We start from the raw sequence: 25,998 nt of genomic DNA, 5'->3' as shown, positions 1-25,998 counted from the left end.
CGTGTTTTATTTTGCAACTAACATCATAAAGAAAAACTGTATGATTGGGAAGTAGGGATTTTCTCTGCTTCCCTTTTTATTTAGGAAAAATTCCTATTTTTGCCAATAATAATTATACACTAACGCCGCAGCGGCAGACGCCCTGCCTTTCCCTCGCAGGAGAAACCGCTTCGCCGTGAACCGGACAAGCACGCTTACCCTTCCGGACATCCGGAAGAATTTAGTGACCTGCCGGAAGAATTTCCGGATTTTCCAGAGGAGATTGTTCCGCTGGATAAAGATTCCATTATGTCTTGATTTTTGAAAGGAGGCAGCTTATGCCAAACGAACTGAACCATGTAACTTCTATCCTTACCCTGGACGCCGATGCGCAGCTGGAAACGCCGCAGTCCAAAGCGGATCTCATCTGGCACGAGATCCAGAACGCCTACCGCACCCGGAAAATCCTCACCGGGAAGCTGGGCGGCATTGAGAAAACGGAGGCCGGCAGTCTGATCGCCATTATCTATTACAAGGACTTCCGTACCGTCATCCCCATCTCGGAAATGATGCTGAATCTTGTCCAGGATAACGCCCACGATTACGGGGAGCTTTCCCTGCGGCAGAATAAAATCCTCAATAATATGCTGGGCTGTGAGATTGATTTCCTGGTAAAAGGGCTGGATACGAAGACACGCAGTATTGTGGCCAGCCGCAAAGAAGCCATGTTAAAGAAACGTCAGATTTTTTATCTGGATACAGACGCCTCCGGGAAACCCAAGATCTATGAAGACCGGATCGTACAGGCCAGAGTGATCGCTGTGGCAGAAAAGGTTGTCCGTGCTGAAATTTTTGGCGTGGAGACTTCCATCCTGGCAAGGGATCTGTCCTTTGACTGGCTGGGAGACGCCAGGGAGCGGTTCCGTGTGGGGGATCACATCCTGGTCCGGATCCTGGATGTAAAGGCAGAGTCCCCGGAGCAGATCACCGTCCATGCGGATGTGAAAAGCGTGGAAGGCAATACCAGCAAGGAAAATATGAAGAAATGCAAGGTGCAGGGCAAATATGCCGGTGTGGTGGAAGATATCCATAAGGGAACCGTATTCATCCGGCTCTCCATCGGCGTCAATGCCATCGCCCATTCCTGCTATGATCCCCGCACTGTGGGGAAAAAGGATGAGGTATCCTTTGTGGTTACGCACATAGACGAAGAGCGCAATGTGGCGGTCGGGCTGATCACCCGGATCATCCGGCAGAACCTGTAAGGCAATAAAAATGGCAGCGCTATCAACCGATTAAGTCTGATAGTGCTGCCAAATAATATTATTTGTATTTAGCTCTTATAACTTATTTTCATTAATTCTATCTGGGAGTGTATCCAAGGTTTCCAGTAATGCATATGCATATTTTTCGCATAAAACAGAATGTATTTTTTCGTTAACTCCCAATCTCCAAAATAATAGCACTCCTATATCTACAAAAATTAAAATTATATTTCTTTTCGATTGAACGAACGAGAGAGGTGTTGTGGGAACTGAAGAGATTATCAGAATGAGAATTGCTACAATCGTAAACGCAATTCCGACGGATTTAAGGCTAATCAAATTTTTATAAAATCCACACAGCATATTTTCTTCTTGTACAAGTTTATTATTGCGTGTATTACTTCGTAGCCATTGTATGGCGCTGTAACACGTTTGTCTGAACTCTTCAGAATCTACTGGTTGGTTCATGGCTTCAAAACTTTTATCAATTTCACTTAATTTTCTGTAATAACGTTGCTTGGTTTTTCCGTCAATATGTGCATCATCTATATATAAAAATTCTGCGGCAGTATTTCTACGTTTTCCCCCTCTTTGCTTATATCTCTGCAAAGCGAAAAGATAATTCGAAAATGATGTCATAATAGCTACCAATACAACAGAGAAAGTGAAACTCCGAACAGGTTTATAAACGACATATAGTGTTAAAATGATAGGTGCTATTATAATGATATAAACAGATACCCTTGCACGAATGTTATAAGAATCAAAAATTTTTATATCCATTTGCACCTCCTCATAATGCTTTAAAATTCTCTTTAATCCGTTTCAAAATGTCTGTTTCTTTTGAATTATAGAAATTCAACTCAGATTCTGTTATCTCAAATCCAAAGCCGTAATTATCACCTGCATAACAGTATGATATTTCATTTTTCGAAAAAGACGTAAACCACTTTACTTTATTTTTCTTGTATATTTTTAAGTAATTGGCATAACAGGTAATGAAAACTATCGTTTTTTCCTCTATCTGGTCAGCATTGTGAGCCAAATACTTTGCAATTTGATCATAATGCCCAACCAAAAACAAAATAGATGGTTCCGCTACGCCTAATGGCGTAAGCGGAATGAATCCATCTATTGTGTTTTGAGGGATAAAGAAAAGATGAAATATATCATAAAGATACTCCTGTCGTCCAGGGATTTCATATGCCTGAGTTTCTGCAACCAAGTATTTCAAATCAGAGCCCTCTAAAATACGAACGAACCGGTATGTTTGTTAAGCTTGAATTCCATCCTGTGCAAATCTGATCTCCAGTCTTCGTGTTTTTGATAACATAACCTCGTTTGGGTAAATCTTTAGATCCTCCATTGGTGTTGCCTGTATTATCGGATACATAATATGTAATCCCAAGAGATCCTTTCTGCTCAAAAATACTATCTGCCTGTTCTTTTTTCCCATGGTGTGGTAGCTGTATCAGTGAGTATTCCTCTAATTTATCCTTGATGGCTTCATAACTACTGTCCCCACATAACAATAGATTATTAGTTCCCACCTTAACTTTCACTTGAGTGCTCACGGCATTTACAACCGTTTCTTTATCAATGGTATCGCCTTGTCTATTGTCGATACGTTTTGCAACAGCGTCCAATGCATATTCCTGATCCGGTCCTACTATCGTAACTCCCGGACATACTTGCGTATCAGTAAATATATCTCTCAATTTAACTAATCCGGAAAGAGAATATATGTTTTCAAAAATTTCAGAAATCCTTCTTGTCAAAGAATCTCTAGTTATTCTTTTATCATTTATCCTCTTCAACAACTCATCTTTATATTTGAGCAACAAAAGCGTGTATATGTCTGAAATTTTATCTTGCTCTATTAAATAAGGAATCCCATCAAAATGATCTCCATCGTTGTGTGAAAGAACCAATTTCGCTTTTGAGTAACCGCTTTTCTTCATATAATCGAGTACTCTGTCAGCATGTTCTTCACAACCGCAATCAAAAATCACAAGTTCGCTTCCGGTGTCAATAAGTATACAATCTCCATTATTTGCTCCTGGATCCGTATATCCTTTTGATGATAAAAATTTAACTGTCAATAAATATTGCTCCTTTCAGTTTCAAAAAACTACACTTGTTAATTAGTTACTACGGGTAGCTAGCCCACTTCATCTCCGGAGTAGCACTCATCTCGTGCATCTGCTAGTAACAAGATATCATCACTTCCCAAGAAAGTCAAGTATATTTTTGGAGATTAAACGGTTTTTTCGTTTTTACTCCGCATTATCATCATGTTAACCTCGTTTTATAAAACATTTATATTGATAAATTCGTTTTTATGTGTTACAATAAAGCAACAAAACATGAGGTGCTAAAAATATGCTAATCAAATTTTCGATAACAAATTTCCTTTCCTTTAATGACAAACAATGCTTTTCAATGGAAGCTGGAAAAGCACGCAAAAACTCCAAAAGGATTTATCGGAACAAAAACATAAAGCTGACTAAATGTGAAGTTATTTTCGGAGCCAATGCTTCGGGAAAATCTAACCTGGTAGAAGCATTTCAATTTGTTCAAGATATGGTCGTTGATGGACTGCCGCGAGGCTTCACAAATAAGTATTTCCGACAAATTCCGGCTAATCAATCTATTCCTTCTTCCTTCAAAATAGAACTTTTATTGGATAATAAACATATCGTTTATGAGTTTTCTGTCCTATTAAAGAACGGTTCTATTGAAGAGGAACATCTTTATGAATTAACTACTTCAAATCAGGAAAAGAGTATTTTTTACCGCAATTTGAAAAGTAGTATTTTCGAAGCTGGAGATTATTTCAAGAATAAAAATGCTGTTGAGAAATTAAATATGTATGGCGAAGACAGTATCGCAGATAGCGAGTTACTTTTTCTTTCCATAATTAATCACGGGAAAGAAAAAATGTACGAAGACAATCCAGAGTTAAAAATTCTTCGTAAAGTATATATTTGGTTTAACAATTTACTAACTGTAAGCAATCCAGACAGCATACTAACAGGATATCCTTATTTTTCGAGTTCCAACCTGAATGAAATTGCTAATCTCTTAAATGCATTAGGCACAGGGATAAGTGACTTAAAAATTGTTGAAGTTCCTGTAGACATTATAAAGAGCAAAGTGCCTGAAGAACTTTTTAATAAAGTAGTGGCTGATCTCGAAAAAAAATCAGCCAAAAAAGGAAGGCACCATAGTCCTTCCATCATGCTTCGTTCATATAAAGAATTTTATACTTTTGAATTAAATGATAATGACGACTTAATCATAAAGACTATAGAATTTAGCCATGAGAGTAAATCTGTTTACTTTAATTTGAAGGAAGAATCGGATGGTACTGCACGGCTTTTGGATTTGATAGAGATTCTTTTAAAAGTTTCTGATAATCGGGTGTTTGTTATTGATGAAATAGATCGCTGCTTACACCCTGCAATGACTACACGAATGATAGAATTATTCCTTAAAATGGCAGAGCAACGAAATACTCAACTTATTATTACCAGCCATGAATCAAGATTATTAGCGACAGAGATTCTCCGAAATGATGAGGTTTGCTTTGTGATAAAAAATGAAAAGGGCGAATCTATACTCAATCCTCTAGAAAAATACCAACTTCGTGCAGACAAAAAGGTTTATTCTGCAATGTTTGATGGTACTTTGAGTGACGTACTTCCTAATTATAATGAAGAAAAAATGGAATTTATTCTAAAAAAAGATAGAAGCTAAATCATCCTGTTCCCCATTCTTTATTATAGAAAAAGAACTTCGATAAACGTTTGTTCAAATTAACCGTTATGAAAAGTAACCGTATTCCCGATTCACATTGATCAGGAATACGGTTACTTTTTGCATAATCTATATTCAATCAATATCATAGGCATAATATCGGCAACCAGCCATTCATCGGACTGTTTTACTATGATCTCCTATGTAATTTACAACTATTCCGTTTCTTCCACTGCAATCCCCAGTCTCTCAAAAAATACCGCCATGTTGGAGTATCTTCCCAGAGATTTTCCATCGTCCATAATGAACTCCCAGGTTTCCCCATAGGTTCCCGGCACATGGAAGGCGTCATCATACAAAAACTGAAGAAATTCTTCCGGCTGGTCCTTATACCGCATCGCAATCTCGTATGCCAGATCCTCCTTTGCATCATCATCCAGATCTTCTGAGATATCATGGAGTACGTGCTCCAGGTTCCTGGAAAAGTAATAGATTTCATAGGGGAACCCTGCCACTTCTTCCGATTTCATCAGGTGATAGACAATCCTCCGCTTACTGATATTGCGCCGAATTAGCCGATCCTTATTCTTCGCCGCAATATACGTATCAAAATATTCAGTTTTCCCGGTATCCGACTGACGGATCTGGGAGGTCGGGATAAAAGCGCCGTCAGTATCAATGATCTGGACTACCTTCAGGATATCTTCCTTTACGATATACGGATGCTTTCGCAAATATTCCGCCACTTCCGCCTGGATCCGATCTGCAATGTATTTCACCGTCATGTCCTCCCCGGCGGTAATGTCCGTATGGAGGACATCAAATTCCAGGTCATGCTCCCTGACCAGTTTGGAGTACACAAGAGCCAGCGCATCTTCATCTGTGGGCCCTTCTACCAGAAGCAGGATAATCTTTTTAGTCATGGGCGCCTACCTTTCCGGCCCGGCGCATCGCCAGTTCCATCTCATAGATATTTGTCTCATTATAAAGTTTCTCCTTCTGTCCGCCCAGCTTGATGCTCCGCAAGTAGGAGAGCCTTGTATTCTGCGTATTCTTAATATAGGCAGATTTGATGTAGCGGTTGTTCGGATTGACGGTGGTATAGATTAGGAACTCATTTTGCAGGACTTCCAGCGGGCGCAGGTTGTGGGAAGTAAAAATAAGCTGCCCTTTTGCTTTTTCCTGCATGACCTCCAGGCACTCTCCCAGCAAATATTCATAGATCCCGGAATCCAGTTCATCCACGACCAGGCAGTAGGACTCCCGGTTATAGCAGGCTACCAGATTACTGCATATGGAGATCAGCTTCTTAATGCCCGCCGACTCATACAGCAGCGGTATCCTCGCCTCCCCCCGGATTGTGATAGCTTCAAACTGGATACCGTCTTTTCCCTTCTCCGTCAGCTTCTCAAACGCATTGTAGATCTCAATCCGGATATCCGGAACCAGGGAGCGCATGACAATATTGATCTGTTCAATGGTGCTTTTCACATACGGAAAGATCTCTTTTGGCACCACATTGATGTCCGTGAGCTTGAGCATGATCCCCGTAATCTTCGGCTTCATGGCATCTGGCCAGTCCACATTTACAGGGATAGTATCCAGGTTCAGCGCCAGAAGCCCGTAATGGGCGTTCTCGATCACTGCCAGGTCATACAGGCCATAATTCTGCAATGGTTTTGTCAGAGCATAGATTTTCCCGGCTTCCCCCTGCGCTTTTTCAAACACTTCCTGTGCTTTTTTGGAGAACAGGAAGGATCCGATCTCAGAGACCTGTTTCTCCTCATTGAAATTCTCTGCAGTCTGCTGCGCCACGCCCAGCGCTACCATGCTCTCCATGTCCCGCTCAAAAGCAGAATAGTATTTTAACGGGCGGAAAAGCTCCTTCTCCCCTTTCTGATAATCGAAAACCGGCGTCAGGCGTGTCTTTTCTCCCTCTTTTAATTTCTTCGTGCTGAGTTTTTCTCCGCTCAGGTAGAAGTTGTTCTCCCCGTTTTTGGTCAGTTCCACTTCATATTGTACGAACATGGCATCTTCACCTGTCCGGATCTCAAACTCGTACGTAACATGACCGCTCTTGCTGAGCGCATTGATATAATGATAGAAATGAGAGGGTATCCGCTTTCCGGACAGCAGACACTTCAGGAGTACCATGCAGTCCACAACTACCGTTTTCCCGGAACCGTTCTGTCCGTAAATGCCCAGGATGCTCCCGCTCTTTCCCTGGGAAAACTCCAGCCTGCCATACCCGACATTCTTAATATTCTTTATTTCCATCGCTGTCAGACGAATCATATGGTGCATTACAATGTACCCCCTTTGCTTTTTCTTTTATTATATGTTAGGATTCCCGTTAAGTCAATTCTTATTCTGTTTTTGTTAATTATTTTAACGTAATGAGTTTTACTGTTTGCAAATAATAGAAAAATAGCATCCTCTACCGCCCAAAGTTTAGGATGCTATCTCTGTATTACTTATAAAATTAACTGAGGGCATCAGATCTTGCATCTGATTACCTTTCTGAGTTCATTATACACTGGGGGGATGCGAGAAATCAAGTCCCCCAATTTTATATTTATCTATCACGCCCTTGAAGAACCTGGCAATTTTCTGCTAGACAACTTAGGATTTATCAATCATATTTTTCGATATTTATAGTAGCAATAGCTGATTGATTTGGTTCACCAGTAACAAGGTCTTGCGGTGCAGGTACTAACATCATAAAACCATCTTTTCCATACCGTCTTTCATAGCCTTGTGCGTATTCCTTATCAACAGAAATATGTTGTACCTGTCCGATTACCATAGCCGTAATCCCCGCACCACTTAAATCCTGTATTTCTTTCAGGGTACATTCCATCGTGAGAAACGCATCGCTGATCGCTGGTGCGTGAATGGTTTTGCCTTTGGAAACAGTAAAGCCTCCTGCGGCAAATTCGTCATCGTCCCATTCATTCTGATGAATGGTATTTACCAGCTTATCATAGCAGCTTATCGGGAGAAAGTTAATACAAAAGTATTTTTCCCTTTGGATATTGGCATAGGTGTGGGTATGCTGATACAGGTTGCCCATCACGGCAAAGAAAGCGGTCTTGTCTCCGTGGAAACAACTCCAGGAATGAAAGCACACATTCGGTTTCCCGTTTTCTTTCCAGGTCGTGACAGCAAAGAGAACAGTCGGTATTCCCGCCGTTACTTCAAAGTGGGAGAACAAATCAAATTCTTCCGGATAAGCCGGCTTAAAATACTGGGGGAAATCCTTCCCGATTTCTATTTTCATCGTCACACATCCTTCCAACTTCCAATTGTCTGCTCTTGTTTATCCATTCATCAAGAAATTTCATTTGTTCTTCCGTATGAAACCAATGTTCCCCGTTTCTCATCACAGTAAGTGTTGATTTAGTTTGTTTTGCAAATTCAGATATAGTCGCATAAGAGGTTAAGTTATCTTTCTCGCCAAATAAAACATCTGTGGGTATTTCCCATGTAATCGGATTTTTTCTTACATAACAGAGATATTCCCATGAAAGGGTTTCTCCAAAAGTTGTTTCAATCTCTTTTCTATCCTGGAGTTCATCTTCTGTAACATTCGCCCAAAACATCATATCTACAATCAGTTGTTCCATATTTACAATAGGAGAAATAAAATATGCTTTCTCTATTTGCTTCCCCGATAAGGCGTTCATAGCAAAATAAGCACCTATGCTATTCGCAACTATTTGAACTGATTTGTAATTCTTGCAAATTAGATCGAAAAGCGGTGGAAATTCTTTTTTGGCTTCCCATGGATATTGTGCGGTATAATTAAGTCCGACTACATCACAATCACTAAATAAAGACTTGTAATGTACTGATTCTTCTGCATTACCACCTTTACCATGTATATAAATAACTACTTTATCCATAATAGTTATCCTGGTATATTGTAATTGACTCATCTAACGGTCACTTACAAATATACCTTCTCCTTTCTATCAACCTTTTCATCCGTGGCTGATTACGGTATTCTATATTTGTATGATGTAAATATGTGATGTGGATTTGTATTTTTTATCCTGTGGCTTTGACTACTTTATGGAGGTTCTTACCACACCTTATTTCTAAATAATGATTAGTTAGATGAGTCTTGAATTCCTATCTTGTACCAGGTTTTACGAAGTAAGTGCTGTGGATAACACATTACATATTTTTTACGAAAGGAATGTATTATCATGATTTTAGTCGGAATTGACATTGGCAAACACCAACACATCTTCTCCATCATTGACAAACAAACCGGTGAAATACTTTCAAATCCTTCTGTTTTTCATAACAATCAAGAAGGTTTCTTGTCACTCATCGGAAAACTAAGCAGCTATGACAAATCACAGCTTCTTATTGGCATGGAAGATACCGGGCATTATCACTTTGCCTTACTCAAATATCTTCTTGACAGACACTATACGGTTGCTCTGATCAACCCAACCACTACTGACCTTACCAGAAAACTTCAGGGCGGCATTACCAAAAACGATCCCCTGGATTCTCTTACCATTTGTGATGTCATCGGCTCGAATCAGCGTAAAAAGCCTTATCGCATTACAAAAGTAAACCGTTTCGACCTTTATGAACAAAAGCAGCTGACACGCCATCACCACAACCTGAAAGAGGAATTAAACATCTACAAAAACCGGCTTCAGAAATGCATTGATATCGTATTCCCCGAATTGAATTCCTTATTCCGTTCAAAGTATGGCATTGTTTACATGAATGTTTTAAAAACATTTGCTTCTGCTGAAAAGATTGCAAACTCCGATATCCGGATCATCCGGAAATGTTTTGAATATGAGGGACGCGGAAAACGAATCCAACTGTCTGCCGAACAGCTGAAAACAACAGCCAAGGCTTCTGTCGGCATCTCTTCTGTTGCTGAAGAAATTCAGATCAGACATCTTGTCTGTCAGATTGAAATGATAGAAGAACAACTTTCTGAAATAGACAAAAAGATAGAAGAGTTCTCCCTGCAAAACAACTCTCCTATCCTCTCCATACCAGGAATTTCACACTTCTCTGCTACTTCTATTTTAGCGGAATTGGGAGATATTTGCAACTATACGAAAGCATCTCAAATCATTAAATTTGCCGGTGTCGCCCCATATCACTATGAATCCAGTCAGTTTCTCGCCCGGCATACCGCAATCACCAAGAAAGGTTCCCGGTATCTGAGAAAAACACTGTATCAGATTATCTTGCCGGTTATCAATCACAACAGGGTCTTCACTGCTTATTACAACAAAAAGCTAGCCGAAGGCAAAGGTCACAGATGTGCTCAGGGGCACTGTATCAGAAAACTTTTAAGAATCATCTATCATCTTTTAAGTACCGGACAGACCTTTGATCCTGCGTTACTGATATAGCTATCCTTACAACCCAGCTTATTACAATGAGCCTTCTTTGGAAGGTCTGTTTGTTGTGCCACAAAATCCATAATGATTCACATATTTTCAAAGTACATACTTTTACTAACTAAAATTCAATATTTAAAAAAACTACTTGATTTTTATATAGTTAGCTCCATAAGTGTGCTCCTTTCATCCCGCCGTTATTTCAACAGGTTAATCTCATTCTGCAAGTTTTTCAAAAATGTTCCTGCGTGTGCGCCATCCATCTGCGTGTGATGGAACTGGAACGAGAGCGGCAGATAATACCGGAACCATTTCTTTTTGTACCTGCCCCAGATAATAAAGGGATTATTGAAAATACCGCTGTTCATACCAACAGCTCCATCAATTTCCGTATCTATGATAGCGGACGTGCCGATGACCATACTGTTTTCGGATAAATCCCTGTCCTGACAGCTTGCGGCGACCTGTGCCGTATACTTCAGATACTCCTTGTTGAATTGATTTAACTCGGCTTTATAGGAAAGGTCGCAGGAGCTAACTTCGCCCTCTTTGTTTTTCACGATGGTATTGACTGCTATGGTGTCATACTGTATGAGTTTATCGCCCACTGGAAGAATGTAAAATTCCTTTACCTTTACGGCTGCTCTGCCGATACAGTAATCGAGCAACATATTAAACTTCAGCTTTCTTTTCCTGCTGACCCTGATCAGATTGGTCACATCAAAGGTTTTGAAAAAAGTTACCATTGGATTGGGTGCTTTCATCCAAAGTTCATAGGCCGCAGCCCTTGTCGTATCTTTGGGATCAATTTCTTTTGGCATACTGACCTCCGCTTACTCCGCTTTCCGGATTGGATGGCGCACGACTGTTTTCAGCCGGCTTACATCGCATTTTCTCGGATCGCTCAGATAAATTTCGTGATGGTATCTTGTATCCGTAATATCCAGCTCATATCCGTTTGCTTTCATATAGTCGTGCATGAGATCAACGGTGGTAGGCTCATCATCGTAAGAGCCGATGTGCATACACTGAACGCACAGCCCCTCATCATAAGGGAAGAACTCTACTTTGGAGAAATCCTGTTTCTTCTTTTTCGTTGCTTCCTGAACTGCCCACTCAAAATCTTCCTTCGTTACGAAGTCCGGCAGCCGGATCATAGAAATAAAGTGCATATCTTCTTTTCTTGCATAATCAAGCCCCTGTGTGTTTTCCTGCCACCAGAGTCCTTCAAGGGGCGGCACAACATACTCAAAGAAACCCTCGATCTTATGCGTTCCCTTGTAGCTCATCTTTATGGTAAAGGCAATGCCATACAGCAAGCCGATTGAATTTTTGTATTCTCCGTTTTCCTCATTGGGATTGCATTTTCCCCGGACTGCTATGTAATTCATTTGAGGAATCTCTATAATTCCGGGCTTGTTCTTCGGCATATAAAATTCCTTGTATTCTTTCTTGTAGTCAAAAGCCATTTTATTCGCCTCCCTATCAACCAAATATGTTATCACATACATCTTCCAGCTTGATAACTTAGGATTTGTCTTTGTTCTATTATTTCTAATAGTCTTCTTACATAATCATCTGCATGGTTTATTGAAAACTCTCCATGGTACATATTAGGAAGAACTTGTATAGAACTATTCTGTAGTTTTTTATGAATTAGTTCTGCTGACTTTTTCATTGAGTGATTTTCTTTTTCTCCGACAAAAATATGAACTATTGCTTCGCTCTCTTCAATCCCATCTTTTAAGGAATATAATGAGTTTTCCTGTAAAAAAGCAATCATATCGCCTTTTGTTATTGCACAAGTATCTTTGTAATAATTATCAAACAAATGCTGTTTTATTCGTAATGATTTGAATTGTAATTTTGAAAACCACTTATACTTTATCAAACCATAACAACTCCCAAACGCAGGCTTAATCATAAAATATGTGAATTTTGAAGGTATTACAAGTGCGCTTTCCACTATTGCATACTTACATATATCCTTACGTTGAGATAAAATTTCAAGTAAAATCTGTCCTCCAAGTGATAGTCCTCCAATCAATAAAACGGAACCATCCAGTTTATCATTTATAAATTTTATAATCTCTAAAGCGTTATTTTCTATCGTTGTAAATCGTTTATCACTTCCTGCATGACCGTCTAATATAGGTATAATTATATGATAATTCGTTTGTAGCATTTCAGCAATTTCTTTGTAATTCCACCATGACAAACCACCTCCATGTAGGAGGATAATTACATTACCATTTCCTTTCCCATATTCAACATAGTTCAACCTTTTTCACCTCGCTGTAAAATTCCAATTTCTGTTCTACAACTTAGGATTTATCGTCATCATAAAAGTAAATTCATTACTGACATCACCGTTCCAGCTTCACATTCTGCGTAATCAAGAGTATTATCTGGATATAAATACACTTCTGAAAATTCTTTTGCCTTTTCTTTTACTTCATCGCTAATAATTACCGATTTGCAGGTCTTGCAATGTAATACAGGCGCATTTATGACTTTTATAGTTTTTCCGTTAATGGTCATAGAAAAATCTCCGGTTTCCGTGTGCAGTGTGTTATGACATTTTATACACTTCATTGTAAATCCTCCTTGAAAAATTCCAATCTTCTGCTCTATAACTTAGGATTTATCTGTCTACTTCAACAATAGAAGTGCTTAATAAATTAAGAAATTCCTCAAAGTTATTTGCAATCCAATACATATTTGTTTCATCATTCGATTGCTCATAAACATAAGAATCATCCCAATAATAAACACCTGTGTTCTCTCCACCACATATCAGAACAATAAATCCTTGCTGTATTGTATCAGCAATTAAGATACTTTCTGGAAGCATATCATCAGACAACATATTTATATACGTCATCATATCATTGTTTTTATAATTTCCTTCTAGGTTTATGCCATAAAAACAGTCTAATATAATAGTATCATCTATACCTTTTACATATAAACCTATTTTATCAACAGTACAATTCCCACCATTTATAGCTAATAAAAATCTCCTATAACTATCGGGAAATTTAAAGCCTAATTTATTTTCAATATTTTGTATATTTTCAAGTGTTGTTATTCCAAAAGAAGTTATCTTTTCAATCATGTTAAATATTGCTTCACCTACACTATCGTTCCTTTGTAGATTATTATTTTTACTCATATCAACACCTCTTTTCAACTAAACAAATTCCAATTCCCTTCTCATTCCTCCACAGCCTGTTTCTTCGCTTCCTCCAGCGGAAACTTCGGGATCTCTTCCAGCAGCTTCAGCCCGATCTGTTGTTTCAGGTCCTCATCCACGATCTTTTTCACGCTTCCATCCGGCTGTCCGATTTCCACCGTCGCCAGTTCTTCCATGTAATCCGCATAATACTCCAGCACCTTCCCAAGAGCCCATGTTTCCCCGGCCACTGCCGCTTCGATTGTATGCAGATTCAGCGTACATTCCTGTTCTTTCACAAAATCACGCTCCTTTGCTTCCGATAGTCTTATCATAACATAGCCTAGCTGGTTAGAACAGCGTATTTCGTCATCCCGCTATGTTCAACGCCCGCATTATTATTCAGAGTGGAGAATTTTTTTCGGAACCGGCGTTCTTTTATCAAATGTTATTATCAGTTGACAGATTTCCACCCCTTATTGGTGGAATACTAAAGGTAGCTTTTGTTATAATTAATCCACCATAAAAGCAAAAGGGAGTGCAGAATATGAATTTTAATGAAAAATTGATTTCTTTGAGAAAAAGCAAAGGGTTATCCCAAGAAGAACTGGGAGCAGAATTGAATGTGACAAGGCAGACGATTTCAAAGTGGGAAAGCTGCCAGTCCTATCCTGATTTTCAACGGTTGGTATTGTTGAGTGACTTCTTTGGCTTGACGTTAGATGAACTCGTCAAGGACATTGATGTGCAGGAAGTGCGGGAAAAAAACTTAAATAGCGAAAGGCTAAATTCCATATACAGTGATGTGGAAAACGCCAAGAAAATCATAAAATGGGGAGCTATCATCGGAGGCGGTATTGCCGCTGTTCTTCTGATTGTCGTGGTTGTTTTAATTTTTAGCTTTGTATATTGATAGCCATATTTTAAGAAAGGGTATGAGGCATGGGAAAAGACTATTTGTTACAAGTGCAAAATGTAACGAAAAGGTATGGAGATAAAATCGCCTTGAATGATTTTTCTATGGATATATGTCCGGGCGAAATTGTTGCACTAATTGGAGAGAATGGCGCTGGAAAAACAACGCTATTAAATATCATTTGCGGATATAGTAAACCAAGTGCCGGACAAGTGCAATATAAAGGGAAAAATATCGTTGCAAACCCATTGATAATACGAGAATTTGGCATTTTGATTGAACCGCAATTTTTAGATTACATTTCTGCAGAGGAAAATCTACGTTTGCTTTCACAACTGACTAATTTGAAACAGGACACGCGAATCAAGGAACTGCTGGAAATGACAGAACTTTATAGCAGCCGTAAAAAGAAAGTCAAAGAATTTTCTTTTGGTATGAAGCAGCGGCTCGGTCTATGCCAGTGTTTACTTACAGAAGTCGGTTTTCTGATTTTGGATGAACCCTTTGTTGGCCTTGATCCAATCGGCAAAGAGCTTTTCAAACAGACTATTTTGGATATGGCACATAAACAGAACGTACCAGTATTATTTTCAAGCCATGATTTAGATGATGTAGATGAAATTTGCGATAGAGTGGTCATGATTTCAAAAGGCAACAAGCAGTTAGACCAGCCACTTGAACATAAGCAAACTTATACCGTAAAAATCGAACGCACGATTTCTGCTGATATAAAGCAGTCACTTCTTGAAAAATGTAGCGATTTGCGTTTCTTCGAGGATAAAATCATGTTTCAGGACGAAACACTTATTATAGACATTCAGAAGATATTACTGCAAAAAGGGTATTATATTTGTGGTTTCTCCGTCCAGAAAAATAATCTCAAAAGCCTGTTTGGAATGGAGGGATAAGTATGAACACTCTTGCAATTATCACAAAAGTAGAATTAAAAAAACTATTCCAAAGAAAAGATTCGTGGCTCATGTTTGCAATTTTTCTTGTGCCAATTTTATATTCTGTGGGTTTAGCTTCTAATTCAGATGTTATCACATATACAGGTACAGGAAATATAACAGCCATAGGCTTTGCCAGCGCAATGTTTCAGATGAGTCAGTCTATGTTCATTTTTGCAACTTTCCGGATTACATGCCAGCCTGAAATGCAACTTTCCCTCTCATAAGCTATGTATTTTCCTTTATTTTTCAAGGTTTTTGCCAAGATCTGTTCCTGTCACTCTCCTCCTCTCCCCCAAATTTCCATTTTGGGGGGATCAAAACTCCCATTTTGATAACAACTCCCCTTCTCTGCCCTTAATTGGGGGAATCCGGTTTAGGATTTGGGGGAAGAATCATCCCCCAAAAATCCAGATTAGCAATGGCTCATAGCTGTAATCGTTCTTTTCGGAATATTCAGATCGGCATATGGGTTTGTCTGCTCCGTATTAGCGGAACCAAATTTCTGAATCTCTTCATTCATTTTATTCTCCAGAACGTGGGTATAAATATTCATCGTAATACTGATACTGGAATGCCCCATCAATTTCTGCACCACTTTCGGCTCCATTTTCTTCTCAAAACATCTGGTTGCGAAAGTATGTCGTATTGTATGTGGATGGAAGTCACGGATGATCTTCGGCTCTCTGTGTTCCTGAACCGCAAGTACAGCTTCTTTCTCCCTCATCCGCTTCTTTATCACTTTCTTAATTTCCTTTTCCACGATATATCTGCTGCACGGACTCCCCATACTCGTAGTGAATACTAAGCCCCCCAGTTCCTCTTTCCCCCTCCACCGGTTTCCCAGCTCTTTTTTCAGTCTCGCTTGCTTTTCACGCTGAGATTTTAATATCTCTTCTATTTCTCCCATAAACGGAATCTGCCGGGTGGAATTTACAGTCTTTGGAGTAACTAATATTTCTCGTTTTTCTCCATTATAATAGCTGCAGCTTAATGATCGGTTAATTTCCGTAATCTTTCTTGCAAAGTTTATATCCGGCCACTGAAGTCCACCCAGTTCTCCAACACGCACTCCTGTCAGAAACATAAAATAGAACATTTCTTTATACCAACTATCTTCTACCTCGTTTAAAAATTCATTCTGTTCTTCCTGTGTCAATGCAATTTCCTCTTTCGCTTTTTTATATGTCCACGGTACTTCAACAATCAGGCACGGGTTCACTGAGATCATTTGACTTCCTAAAGCAAAATCCATGCACTCTCTTAGTCTGCCCAGCGCCTCCCTCATAGCGCTGTTGGAAATACCGTCTTTTTCCATTGTATTCAAAGCCTGCTGTACATCCATAGGCTTTATATCTCTTATCTTCTTAGAGCCTATATAAAAGCCAAAAGTTCTTTTAAAATTGTTCTTCATAGGATTGATACTTGTTTCTTTTACCCTATGGGCCTTAACAGTTGAAAACCATTCTTCAAACCATTCGTTCAACGTAATTCTGTTTTTTCTGTAATCCTGGCTGCTTTTCGCCTTTTCCTTCGCTTCTGTGAACTCTTCAATAAGCGCTTTCAGATCTGATCCGTACAAAGTAATTTTGATCCCGTTGATCATTGCCCTTGCTTCATAGGTTCCTTTATTCTCCCTTATTCCTCTTGGTAATTTTTTTGCCATAAGATATGGCGTACCTGCTAACGTGGCTTACGCTCATCACGATAGCAACAGGAATGTACTTGATGAATGGGTATGAACTTTTCAAGGTTCCTGCCCGCTCTTCCCTTACGAAAAAACAGGCGAAAGATTATCTCTTCCACCTGTTTCCTCAGTCTCAAGCGATTTTTCTACCCACTATTCTAAAAATTTTTTCAGTTTCTTCTCTGCTGTTGTCACAGACTTTGCTATGGCCTGGAAAGAACAGTTTTCTATCTCTGCGATCTGCTCATAGGTCAGTCCGACAAAATAGTAAAGGACTAGCCGACGTTTCTGAATTGCCGGCAGCATGGATATGGCAGTATAAAGTTCTTCCAGCGCAATCTTCCAGATTGCCTCATTCTCTGCGGATTCTCCCACCTGTCTGGAGCGCCTGTGTAAAGTGATATCATAGATCTCTGACTGTTCGATATGCCGGTCAGCGATATTGAGATGTCTCAGATCATCCAGCTCAAAACTGTCAAACACCTCATATAGTTCTCTGCTGATTTCCATGCAGTGTTCTTTCCTCTGTCCATCCGCAAACTCTATGTAATATTTTCCTTCTAACTCAAATATACTATAAGGGTTATATTTGTCTTTCCTTCTTTTTGGGTGGTTGCCCTTCATTTTCTTTTCCTCCAATCTGTATTTTTTGAAAGTTCAGATCGAAGCGGCGGCCCCCGCTCCCTGTAAGAAAGGAAAAGACTCTTTAAATCATTACAAAAAAGGCGTACCTGTTTTCTTTCAGATACACCCTCTTGCAGATTTATGTAATCATTTGTATAAAATGGTAAGATTAAGCAGAACTTTGTCGAATAAAAAAACGCCGCAACTCTTATAGGAATTACGACGAACTGACAAGAAAATAATTTACTTTTTGATTGGTATGTATTCTGCCCTACTCTTATGCAGTTCTTCCCCTTTCCAAAAGAGGAAGTAATATGACATATCTATACATTATTCTCCTCTTATTTTGTCAATAGGAGAAGTATAGGGTAGGAAAACGATGTTTTAACTACGATATACCTATATTTCTATTAAAAAAATCGCAAATTATGACAACAAAAAACAGCCTAACCGTCAAGATCAGACTGTTTCTTATTCTACTTAGCCTCGAAGCTATATCCCACTTCACGCACACACCGGATTTCAAATTGCCGATCCGGGCAGGCTTTGTATAATTTTTCTCTTAATTTGCATACATGGGAGCCAATCGTGTTGTTTTCTATATCCTGCACATAATTCCCCCATATCTTTTGATAAATCTGTTCGTATGTAAGAACCCTCCCTTCATTGGCAGCAAGATAACACAATAGGTTAAATTCTTTTGTAGTTAAAAATACTTCCTGTTTCCCGCAATGTACCCTTCTTTGATCTGGAAGTATTTCAAGATCGGAAAAAGAGAGGGTCGGTGTGTAGTCCACCTTATATTTTTGGAAATCGGATATTTACGAAACACTTCCATGATTTCATCAAAAGGATGTGTTTCATTATCCTTGAATTCTGCAATGATCAGTCTCCCCATAAATCTCCTTATTATACTTTCATATTTAGTCATCAGTTCTTCTTAATTCGTCTGTAAGATTTCTATTTTTCAAATATGTTGCACTTGAAAACATAAAACATATTATAAACATAACCACTGATATTATAAAAAGTAACTTCCATGGATATATAAACTTAAAATACAATAATTTACTCTTTATTGCTTTCCCTAAAAGCCATATAACCGGACTGCCTGCTATTAGCGTCGCCAATATAAGAATTACCCAATATCCTATTCCCTCATAGAAAATCATTCTCCACAGTTGGCTTTTGGTCAACCCAAGGCTCTGCATTACAGCAATCTCTTTTCTCCTGACCGATAGTACTGCAGACAGCATATTTCCATAATTCATGATTCCAATAACTAAAATAACCAGGGATAATCCGCCTAAAATAATGTTTGCCGTATCAATCCTGTTCTGTTCGGATTCCAGCAATGTATAATTTGCCTCCAGATAAAATGTGTCCATTATCCCAACTTTTTGATTTTCTTTTTGTATAAGCTGTACTAATTTTTGATTGATCACCGCATCATCTTCGCTCTCCTCAATATCGAAAGAGATGTCAAATGTCTTTTCCGGGAATCCCAGTTTTTCAAACGCTTTTTTCGTCATAATGAAATAGTTGATGTTATTTCCAAACGAAGTAGTCTGCAGTTCAGGAAAGTATTTCTCGGTCATATCCATGTATCCTGCACAAGCAAGACTGCCTTTTCCATAATTTGCTGCATTGCTCTCCTGAGCCCCATAAGCGTCAAGCGAGTAGAATGTTATAGGTTCGCCCAATGTCTTTTCCGCCCGCAATTCCAACTCCTGCGACATTTCATTATGATGCAGTAAAATACATCCTTCCCCTGATGCAAACCGATTCATATCAACAGTCAAATTATTGTCAGCAACATAGCGTTCCAATTCAGTAACATATGACTTGTCCACGATCTGAAGTGTTGCAAACGCCAGTGTCTTCTCCGGATCATCCAACGACTGTCTGCGGGGCTGCAGGGCTTTATCAGCAAGGAAGTCAATAACTGCGTAACTGCCTTTAGCAGTTTTTATCGTAGTCTCATTTATTCCTTCCATCTTGTAAATCGTATCCAGCATTTCCGATGAAAGTACCGGCGTATCATCGTTTATTTGATCAGGCACCATTTCAGGGAACCGGAATATCCCGGTTAGTATCCCAATCCTGAAATCAGGATTTTGTTCGATCTGATTCGTAATATCTGTTCCTATCATAATAACTTCTGCACCTAAAGCAGTAATACATCCGATTAACAGTGATCCCACACTAATAAGCAATCTCTTTTTGGATCTTGTAATATTCCGCCAGGCCATTTCTAATATCAGAAATCTGGTTGCTAAATTTTGTTTCTTTTTTGTTCTATTCCCTGTTTCGATATAACGGATGGAATCAATTGCATTCCATTTTATAACCTGTCGAAGTGCAAGTCCTGTTGCAAAAAATGACGTTACAAACATTAGGATTCCGGCTCCTGCCATAAATACTGGATAGAAACCTGTAACATCGCTCTCACCCAGACCCTGCATGAACAATTTCTGTAAAACGGTCGGAAGAAATAGTTTTATGATAACAATACCCGCCACAGCTCCTATACCGATCCCTTTGAGGATATTCCATATGTTTTGATAATATACGATTCTTTTTAACTGCTGCTCTGTCGTGCCAAGTACTTTCAGCATTCCATACTGACGGATTTCTTTCCCCATTGTAATAGACACTACATTAAAGATCAGCATGAAAGCACAGAGGATTACCACGATTCCGCATCCAACTGCAATAGAGACACTCCCGAATACACCTTCCACACTTTGTTTTACCATTGGATTTTCAGCGAATACCTGCTGTGCGGCATATTCCATTGTCAGATCTGAATACAGTTTTATTTCAATGCCTCTTTCATCCTGTAAGGAACCTGTTACTGCCATGATCTTATCTGCTGGAAAGGCGGAAATTTCCTGTTGATCCAGAAAGGCTTTTGAAACATATGCTTCTGGCTCCGTTACCGAGAAATCAACATAATCTGTGTAATATCCGCTTAATGAAAATAAATCTGTTTCTTCTGCTCCTTCAGACAGTATTGTTCTAAGCTCAATCTCCATTCCAATTACCGGATGATCGATCTCCATTTGCTGCAGGCTGGAAGCCGATAACATGATCTCATCGGCTTTTTGAGGATAACTTCCAATTATATCTGTATATGCCGGCATCATCATTTTTTCATATGCGCTATCATCGAGATAAATAAGTTGGCCTTCCCAATAATCTTGGAATGTGGCTGATCCTACAGTCTTTTGAATCCCGGTATCTATAATATATGGGAGACTTTTCATTTGCTCATATTGTGCCTCACTCCCATTTTCCAATGATACCGTAGCAACTGTTCCCATTCCCCGTATATCAATCAGATAATCAGAACGAATTTTACCATGTGCAATGGAAAAAGCAGAATAGAGTAGAAGCACTGACATAGCAATCGCAATAATTAAAACTTTGTTCTGCCTTTTATTATCTTTATAATAAGCCTGTGCCAGTTCTTTAATAACCAACTGATTATTGTTACGTGTACTCATATGCTTTCTCCCTCTTGGCAGATTTTTCCGTCTTCTATGTGTACGATACGGTCTGCCGTCTGTGCGACTTCTTCATCATGTGTGACAACTACTAATGTCTGGTAAAATTTCTGTGCAAGTATTTTCATTAATCCAATTACCTCCATGCCGGTACGGGAATCAAGATTTCCTGTAGGTTCATCAGCCAGTACGACAGCAGGACGGGTAATCAGCGCTCTGGCTATAGCCACCCGCTGTTGTTCGCCCCCGGACAGAGTATATGGGGTCTGCTCTCTTTTATTCTGCAACCCCAGTGACTTTAGGAGCATCTCAGCGAATTCCCGATCTATTTTACGTCCATCTAATTTCAGCGGCAGGACCATGTTGTCATAGACATTCAAAACAGGAAGTAATTTAAAATCCTGAAAAATAAATCCGATATTGCGACGTCTGAATATTGTCTGCTCATTCTGTGACATCTGCGCCAGTGGTATTCCTCGCACAAATATTTCTCCTTCTGTGGGCGAATCCATCGCCCCAAGTAAATTAAGTAATGTTGATTTTCCGCTGCCTGACGCCCCTACAATGGCAACAAACTCACCTTCTTTTACAGTGAAATCCACTCCATTCAAGGCATAAACATTATTTTCCCCCATACGGTATATCTTCCGTACGTTCTTCGTTATAATAATATTCATCACGTAATTCCTCCTTTACGCACAGAATAACAGATAAATCTCTCAAATTAGTAACAAAGCGGGAACCATTTTCAAGTTCCCGCTTTTGGCAATATAATCGACATAATTAAACCAGAGTCCTTTCGTTTTACTTTCATAAATCCATCATGTTTCTGCACAATTTCTCTTGTTATAAACAGCCCCATGCCATAACCTTCTTCATTAGAAATATTCTTTCCCCGATAGTAAAGCTGAAATATTTTATTTTCCTCTCCCTTTTCAATCCCTGTTCCGCTGTCTTCAATACGAATTTCCGAAAACATCTCATTGGAAATCAACGTCACTACAATATCGGTGGATACCGGGGAGTATTTTATGCTGTTGTCCAGCAAATTGTATATCGCTTCACAGAGCCAATTTCTATCATGTATTACTTTTTTATCCACATCTTCCCCTTGTACAATGATGTTGATGTTTTTCTCTTCTGCCTTTTTCCGCACCTGAAATACAGCCTGTGCTACCGTTTCTTTCAGATTGCTGTCACATTTGTGAATCTGGATGATCTGATTTTCCAATCGTGCCGCTACAATTAATTTTTCAATCAGAAAATGAAGCTTATTCTCTGATTTCTCCACAGCTTTAATATATGTCTCTTTTTCTGACTCTTCAATTCTGTTATCTTCAAGCAGTGTCAGATATGTTTCCATATTGGATAACGGCGTTCGTAATTGATGAGCAATTTCCGCCAATAATTTCTTAATGCCATCACGTTCACTCTCCACAAGTGCAGTGATCCCTCCATACATTTTCTGCACTCTCTGAATCTGCGAAAAGATCTTGGATGTAAGAGTATCATTCTGAACAGAATAATAAGAAATATCTTTTTTCTGCAGCAAATCATCCAGATAACCCGATATTTCTCCCAACTCACTCTGATATTCTTTCTGCCGGTCAATCCATAAAAAGTATAATCCCGCCAATAGTAATGCTAATAAAAATAATAGTATCCAATTCTTTTGACAGACCAAAATTATCGTAAAACATACAATTATAACTGCATTAATTCCCACTATGCTTCTTTTCATCATTACCTGCCTCTTATTCTCCGAATGTATATCCAACCCCAAAAACATTTTTAACGTAAACCGGACTGGATGGAGCAGATTCTATTTTTTTTCTCAATCTATTGATAACTACCGTCAGAGCATGGTCATCTACAAAATTATTGTCAGCATCCCATATTTTCTCCAGCAACATTTCTTTGGTTACAATATTTCCCCGACTTGCTGCTAAAATAGCCAAAACTTTCCATTCCTTTATCGTAAGTTTAATTTCCTTGTCACAGTTCCATACTTTTCGCTTATCAAAATCAATCCGCAAATCCTTATACTCCATGATATTACCTGATCTGTTGCGTTTTAAGATCACTTCAACCTTCTTTAATAAAACTTTCGGTGAAACAGGCTTGGTTACATATTCCTGGCATCCGGCTTCATATCCGTCCAATATATCTTCCTCGTCATCTTTCGCTGTCAGAAAGATTACAGGTATTGATTTATATTTCAAAAATTTCTTGCATAAATCAATTCCTGAGGTTCCTGGCAGTCCGATATCTGCAATTATGACATCCGGATTTTTATTCAAACACCTCTCTGCCTCTGTTGCGTTATACGCCTGCAGTACTGTATATCCTGCTTTACAGAAAAATATTTTTAGTGCTTCATTCATCTGAGCATCGTCTTCGACTAGCAAAATTCTCATTCTCAGTCTCCTTTAAAGCATATTTTCATTTTTAATATTTAAAATTTAACGTCACCCACAATGTTCTCAAAAGCAACATAATAATAAAAGTTTACATACATGAAAAGCATTAGCATTTTCATCATACTCTACCAAAATCACTTTTTCAACTCTACTTTCAAATCTATCTAATTATATAATTTTCAGGCAAAAGCACAGCATTTAATTCAGCTATGCCTTTACCTGATCTTATTAATATGCCGGAACTCCATATCCCACGATCTGTCCATAACCAATCGGGTAACTCCGTCTGGCCACTTTATCTCCGCTGTTTCCTTCCACTGTATAGATGTTTCCATCTACCACGCTTTCTACAATTCCCACATGGTCAATACTGCCGTCATTTTCCCAATCAAAGAAAACAAGATCCCCAGTAGCAGGAACATAACTTCCATCCATGAACTGCCCCTGGCTCTCAAACCATTCCATACCCGCAGAACATAAGGAGAACTTTGGTATCACTCCTGCCTCAATATACCCGCACTGATCAGCACACCAACTTACAAAGCAGGCGCACCATTCCTCCCGTTGTGCAAATCCGTACCAGCTCCAGTAGGTGTCTCCTCCGTTGCCTTCCTGCGTCAACGCCACCTGCACAATCGCCTGACTTCCGGTTCCCGTAGGAATACGCCCAAACACATAGTATCGCAGCACATGGGATACATACTCCTTATCCCCGTAACTGCTCCAACCGTTCCGCTCCGCCATCATTTCAGAGAATTCCACTGCATTGGCATAGGTATATCCTGGTATATTGTAATTGACTCATCTAACGGTCACTTACAAATATACCTTCTCCTTTCTATCAACCTTTTCATCCGTGGCTGATTACGGTATTCTATATTTGTATGATGTAAATATGTGATGTGGATTTGTATTTTTTATCCTGTGGCTTTGACTACTTTATGGAGGTTCTTACCACACCTTATTTCTAAATAATGATTAGTTAGATGAGTCTTGAATTCCTATCTTGTACCAGGTTTTACGAAGTAAGTGCTGTGGATAACACATTACATATTTTTTACGAAAGGAATGTATTATCATGATTTTAGTCGGAATTGACATTGGCAAACACCAACACATCTTCTCCATCATTGACAAACAAACCGGTGAAATACTTTCAAATCCTTCTGTTTTTCATAACAATCAAGAAGGTTTCTTGTCACTCATCGGAAAACTAAGCAGCTATGACAAATCACAGCTTCTTATTGGCATGGAAGATACCGGGCATTATCACTTTGCCTTACTCAAATATCTTCTTGACAGACACTATACGGTTGCTCTGATCAACCCAACCACTACTGACCTTACCAGAAAACTTCAGGGCGGCATTACCAAAAACGATCCCCTGGATTCTCTTACCATTTGTGATGTCATCGGCTCGAATCAGCGTAAAAAGCCTTATCGCATTACAAAAGTAAACCGTTTCGACCTTTATGAACAAAAGCAGCTGACACGCCATCACCACAACCTGAAAGAGGAATTAAACATCTACAAAAACCGGCTTCAGAAATGCATTGATATCGTATTCCCCGAATTGAATTCCTTATTCCGTTCAAAGTATGGCATTGTTTACATGAATGTTTTAAAAACATTTGCTTCTGCTGAAAAGATTGCAAACTCCGATATCCGGATCATCCGGAAATGTTTTGAATATGAGGGACGCGGAAAACGAATCCAACTGTCTGCCGAACAGCTGAAAACAACAGCCAAGGCTTCTGTCGGCATCTCTTCTGTTGCTGAAGAAATTCAGATCAGACATCTTGTCTGTCAGATTGAAATGATAGAAGAACAACTTTCTGAAATAGACAAAAAGATAGAAGAGTTCTCCCTGCAAAACAACTCTCCTATCCTCTCCATACCAGGAATTTCACACTTCTCTGCTACTTCTATTTTAGCGGAATTGGGAGATATTTGCAACTATACGAAAGCATCTCAAATCATTAAATTTGCCGGTGTCGCCCCATATCACTATGAATCCAGTCAGTTTCTCGCCCGGCATACCGCAATCACCAAGAAAGGTTCCCGGTATCTGAGAAAAACACTGTATCAGATTATCTTGCCGGTTATCAATCACAACAGGGTCTTCACTGCTTATTACAACAAAAAGCTAGCCGAAGGCAAAGGTCACAGATGTGCTCAGGGGCACTGTATCAGAAAACTTTTAAGAATCATCTATCATCTTTTAAGTACCGGACAGACCTTTGATCCTGCGTTACTGATATAGCTATCCTTACAACCCAGCTTATTACAATGAGCCTTCTTTGGAAGGTCTGTTTGTTGTGCCACAAAAT

At 39.1% G+C, this 25,998-nt stretch carries 27 protein-coding genes and 1 pseudogene; 7 read left to right on the top strand and 21 right to left on the bottom strand.

From position 1 onward, the window contains the following. Positions 1 to 317: 317 nt before the first annotated feature. Positions 318 to 1,244: an RNA-binding protein gene (locus tag Selli1_RS14575; protein ID WP_281873652.1), complete on the top strand. Its 927-nt coding sequence runs from the start codon at positions 318 to 320 to the stop codon at positions 1,242 to 1,244. A 75-nt stretch (positions 1,245 to 1,319) separates the two neighbouring features. Here Selli1_RS14575 and Selli1_RS14570 read toward each other — a convergent pair whose 3' ends face one another. Genes Selli1_RS14570 through Selli1_RS14560 form a run of 3 tightly spaced genes read right to left on the bottom strand, consistent with a single transcriptional unit; the run spans position 1,320 to position 3,346 of the window. Beyond that, positions 1,320 to 2,027: a hypothetical protein gene (locus tag Selli1_RS14570; protein WP_281873650.1), complete on the bottom strand. Its 708-nt coding sequence runs from the start codon at positions 2,025 to 2,027 to the stop codon at positions 1,320 to 1,322. A 10-nt stretch (positions 2,028 to 2,037) separates the two neighbouring features. Next, the gene (locus Selli1_RS14565) at positions 2,038 to 2,478 is read right to left on the bottom strand and encodes a hypothetical protein (RefSeq protein WP_240577825.1); all 441 of its coding nucleotides are present in this window, start codon (positions 2,476 to 2,478) and stop codon (positions 2,038 to 2,040) included. Between the two features lies 1 nt (position 2,479). Next, complete coding sequence (locus Selli1_RS14560; protein WP_240577826.1) at positions 2,480 to 3,346, bottom strand: MBL fold metallo-hydrolase; 867 nt, start codon at positions 3,344 to 3,346, stop codon at positions 2,480 to 2,482. A 280-nt stretch (positions 3,347 to 3,626) separates the two neighbouring features. Between Selli1_RS14560 and Selli1_RS14555 the strand changes: the two genes are divergently transcribed. Next, positions 3,627 to 5,003, top strand: a complete 1,377-nt coding sequence (locus Selli1_RS14555; RefSeq protein WP_281873646.1) for an AAA family ATPase — start codon at positions 3,627 to 3,629, stop codon at positions 5,001 to 5,003. A gap of 215 nt (positions 5,004 to 5,218) precedes the next feature. On the opposite strand, the gene Selli1_RS14550 is transcribed toward Selli1_RS14555, so the two are convergent. From Selli1_RS14550 to Selli1_RS14535, 4 genes are all read right to left on the bottom strand, one after another. Then, positions 5,219 to 5,926 carry a hypothetical protein gene (locus Selli1_RS14550; RefSeq protein ID WP_281873644.1) on the bottom strand — a complete coding sequence of 236 codons (708 nt, stop codon included), beginning with the start codon at positions 5,924 to 5,926 and terminating at the stop codon, positions 5,219 to 5,221. Further along, positions 5,919 to 7,307 (bottom strand): AAA family ATPase, encoded by a 1,389-nt coding sequence (locus Selli1_RS14545; RefSeq protein WP_281873642.1) that lies wholly within the window; start codon positions 7,305 to 7,307, stop codon positions 5,919 to 5,921. The genes Selli1_RS14550 and Selli1_RS14545 overlap by 8 nt, the downstream gene beginning before the upstream one ends. Positions 7,308 to 7,635: 328 nt before the next feature. Then, on the bottom strand, positions 7,636 to 8,283 hold the full coding sequence (locus Selli1_RS14540; RefSeq protein ID WP_281873641.1) for a flavin reductase family protein: 648 nt from the start codon (positions 8,281 to 8,283) through the stop codon (positions 7,636 to 7,638). Continuing rightward, complete coding sequence (locus Selli1_RS14535) at positions 8,243 to 8,908, bottom strand: alpha/beta hydrolase (RefSeq protein ID WP_281873639.1); 666 nt, start codon at positions 8,906 to 8,908, stop codon at positions 8,243 to 8,245. Before Selli1_RS14535 ends, Selli1_RS14540 begins: the two co-directional genes overlap by 41 nt. Before the next feature lie 306 nt (positions 8,909 to 9,214). Between Selli1_RS14535 and Selli1_RS14530 the strand changes: the two genes are divergently transcribed. Then, on the top strand, positions 9,215 to 10,399 hold the full coding sequence (locus Selli1_RS14530) for an IS110 family RNA-guided transposase (protein ID WP_281873599.1): 1,185 nt from the start codon (positions 9,215 to 9,217) through the stop codon (positions 10,397 to 10,399). A gap of 185 nt (positions 10,400 to 10,584) precedes the next feature. Here Selli1_RS14530 and Selli1_RS14525 read toward each other — a convergent pair whose 3' ends face one another. Genes Selli1_RS14525 through Selli1_RS14500 form a run of 6 tightly spaced genes read right to left on the bottom strand, consistent with a single transcriptional unit; the run spans position 10,585 to position 13,861 of the window. After that, positions 10,585 to 11,208 carry a CatA-like O-acetyltransferase, family 2 gene (locus Selli1_RS14525; protein ID WP_281873637.1) on the bottom strand — a complete coding sequence of 208 codons (624 nt, stop codon included), beginning with the start codon at positions 11,206 to 11,208 and terminating at the stop codon, positions 10,585 to 10,587. A 12-nt stretch (positions 11,209 to 11,220) separates the two neighbouring features. Further along, positions 11,221 to 11,856 (bottom strand): GyrI-like domain-containing protein, encoded by a 636-nt coding sequence (locus Selli1_RS14520; RefSeq protein WP_281873635.1) that lies wholly within the window; start codon positions 11,854 to 11,856, stop codon positions 11,221 to 11,223. A gap of 32 nt (positions 11,857 to 11,888) precedes the next feature. Then, on the bottom strand, positions 11,889 to 12,668 hold the full coding sequence (locus Selli1_RS14515; RefSeq protein ID WP_281873633.1) for an alpha/beta fold hydrolase: 780 nt from the start codon (positions 12,666 to 12,668) through the stop codon (positions 11,889 to 11,891). 59 nt (positions 12,669 to 12,727) lie between these two features. After that, positions 12,728 to 12,982, bottom strand: coding sequence for a YgiT-type zinc finger protein (locus Selli1_RS14510; protein ID WP_281873631.1), 255 nt, complete (start codon positions 12,980 to 12,982; stop codon positions 12,728 to 12,730). A 49-nt stretch (positions 12,983 to 13,031) separates the two neighbouring features. Next, complete coding sequence (locus Selli1_RS14505; protein WP_281873629.1) at positions 13,032 to 13,562, bottom strand: SMI1/KNR4 family protein; 531 nt, start codon at positions 13,560 to 13,562, stop codon at positions 13,032 to 13,034. Between the two features lie 41 nt (positions 13,563 to 13,603). After that, positions 13,604 to 13,861: a helix-turn-helix domain-containing protein gene (locus tag Selli1_RS14500; RefSeq protein ID WP_281873627.1), complete on the bottom strand. Its 258-nt coding sequence runs from the start codon at positions 13,859 to 13,861 to the stop codon at positions 13,604 to 13,606. Positions 13,862 to 14,109: 248 nt separating this feature from the next. On the opposite strand from Selli1_RS14500, the gene Selli1_RS14495 reads away from it, so the two are divergent. The 3 genes from Selli1_RS14495 to Selli1_RS14485 are packed head-to-tail and all read left to right on the top strand — an operon-like array spanning position 14,110 to position 15,655. Further along, on the top strand, positions 14,110 to 14,475 hold the full coding sequence (locus Selli1_RS14495) for a helix-turn-helix domain-containing protein (protein WP_087272740.1): 366 nt from the start codon (positions 14,110 to 14,112) through the stop codon (positions 14,473 to 14,475). A gap of 29 nt (positions 14,476 to 14,504) precedes the next feature. Next, complete coding sequence (locus Selli1_RS14490; protein ID WP_281873620.1) at positions 14,505 to 15,386, top strand: ABC transporter ATP-binding protein; 882 nt, start codon at positions 14,505 to 14,507, stop codon at positions 15,384 to 15,386. 2 nt (positions 15,387 to 15,388) lie between these two features. After that, positions 15,389 to 15,655: a hypothetical protein gene (locus Selli1_RS14485; RefSeq protein WP_281873618.1), complete on the top strand. Its 267-nt coding sequence runs from the start codon at positions 15,389 to 15,391 to the stop codon at positions 15,653 to 15,655. Positions 15,656 to 15,843: 188 nt separating this feature from the next. Here the strand turns inward: Selli1_RS14485 and Selli1_RS14480 are convergent, their stop codons facing one another. The 8 genes and pseudogenes from Selli1_RS14480 to Selli1_RS14445 form a co-directional block, all read right to left on the bottom strand. Next, positions 15,844 to 17,094 carry a site-specific integrase gene (locus Selli1_RS14480; RefSeq protein ID WP_281873613.1) on the bottom strand — a complete coding sequence of 417 codons (1,251 nt, stop codon included), beginning with the start codon at positions 17,092 to 17,094 and terminating at the stop codon, positions 15,844 to 15,846. Between the two features lie 174 nt (positions 17,095 to 17,268). Then, positions 17,269 to 17,739 carry an RNA polymerase sigma factor gene (locus tag Selli1_RS14475; RefSeq protein WP_281873611.1) on the bottom strand — a complete coding sequence of 157 codons (471 nt, stop codon included), beginning with the start codon at positions 17,737 to 17,739 and terminating at the stop codon, positions 17,269 to 17,271. 476 nt (positions 17,740 to 18,215) lie between these two features. Further along, on the bottom strand, positions 18,216 to 18,536 hold the full coding sequence (locus tag Selli1_RS18720) for a winged helix-turn-helix domain-containing protein (protein ID WP_281873609.1): 321 nt from the start codon (positions 18,534 to 18,536) through the stop codon (positions 18,216 to 18,218). Positions 18,537 to 18,662: 126 nt separating this feature from the next. Further along, positions 18,663 to 21,248, bottom strand: coding sequence for an ABC transporter permease (locus Selli1_RS14465; RefSeq protein ID WP_281873607.1), 2,586 nt, complete (start codon positions 21,246 to 21,248; stop codon positions 18,663 to 18,665). After that, positions 21,245 to 21,925 (bottom strand): ABC transporter ATP-binding protein, encoded by a 681-nt coding sequence (locus tag Selli1_RS14460; protein WP_072525250.1) that lies wholly within the window; start codon positions 21,923 to 21,925, stop codon positions 21,245 to 21,247. Before Selli1_RS14460 ends, Selli1_RS14465 begins: the two co-directional genes overlap by 4 nt. A gap of 71 nt (positions 21,926 to 21,996) precedes the next feature. Continuing rightward, positions 21,997 to 22,992 carry a sensor histidine kinase gene (locus tag Selli1_RS14455; protein ID WP_281873605.1) on the bottom strand — a complete coding sequence of 332 codons (996 nt, stop codon included), beginning with the start codon at positions 22,990 to 22,992 and terminating at the stop codon, positions 21,997 to 21,999. A 10-nt stretch (positions 22,993 to 23,002) separates the two neighbouring features. Further along, positions 23,003 to 23,665, bottom strand: a complete 663-nt coding sequence (locus tag Selli1_RS14450) for a response regulator transcription factor (protein WP_281873603.1) — start codon at positions 23,663 to 23,665, stop codon at positions 23,003 to 23,005. Between the two features lie 231 nt (positions 23,666 to 23,896). Further along, a pseudogene (locus tag Selli1_RS14445) lies at positions 23,897 to 24,460 on the bottom strand (CHAP domain-containing protein); the annotation flags it as partial. A 286-nt stretch (positions 24,461 to 24,746) separates the two neighbouring features. On the opposite strand from Selli1_RS14445, the gene Selli1_RS14440 reads away from it, so the two are divergent. Further along, positions 24,747 to 25,931: an IS110 family RNA-guided transposase gene (locus Selli1_RS14440; RefSeq protein WP_281873599.1), complete on the top strand. Its 1,185-nt coding sequence runs from the start codon at positions 24,747 to 24,749 to the stop codon at positions 25,929 to 25,931. Positions 25,932 to 25,998 lie beyond the last annotated feature (67 nt).

Origin of the sequence: Sellimonas catena (assembly GCF_027924685.1) — a bacterium.
Classification (GTDB): Bacteria; Bacillota; Clostridia; order Lachnospirales; family Lachnospiraceae; genus Sellimonas; species Sellimonas catena.
The sequence above is the reverse complement of the archived record's forward strand: the minus strand, read 5'-3'. Positions and strand labels throughout refer to the sequence as shown.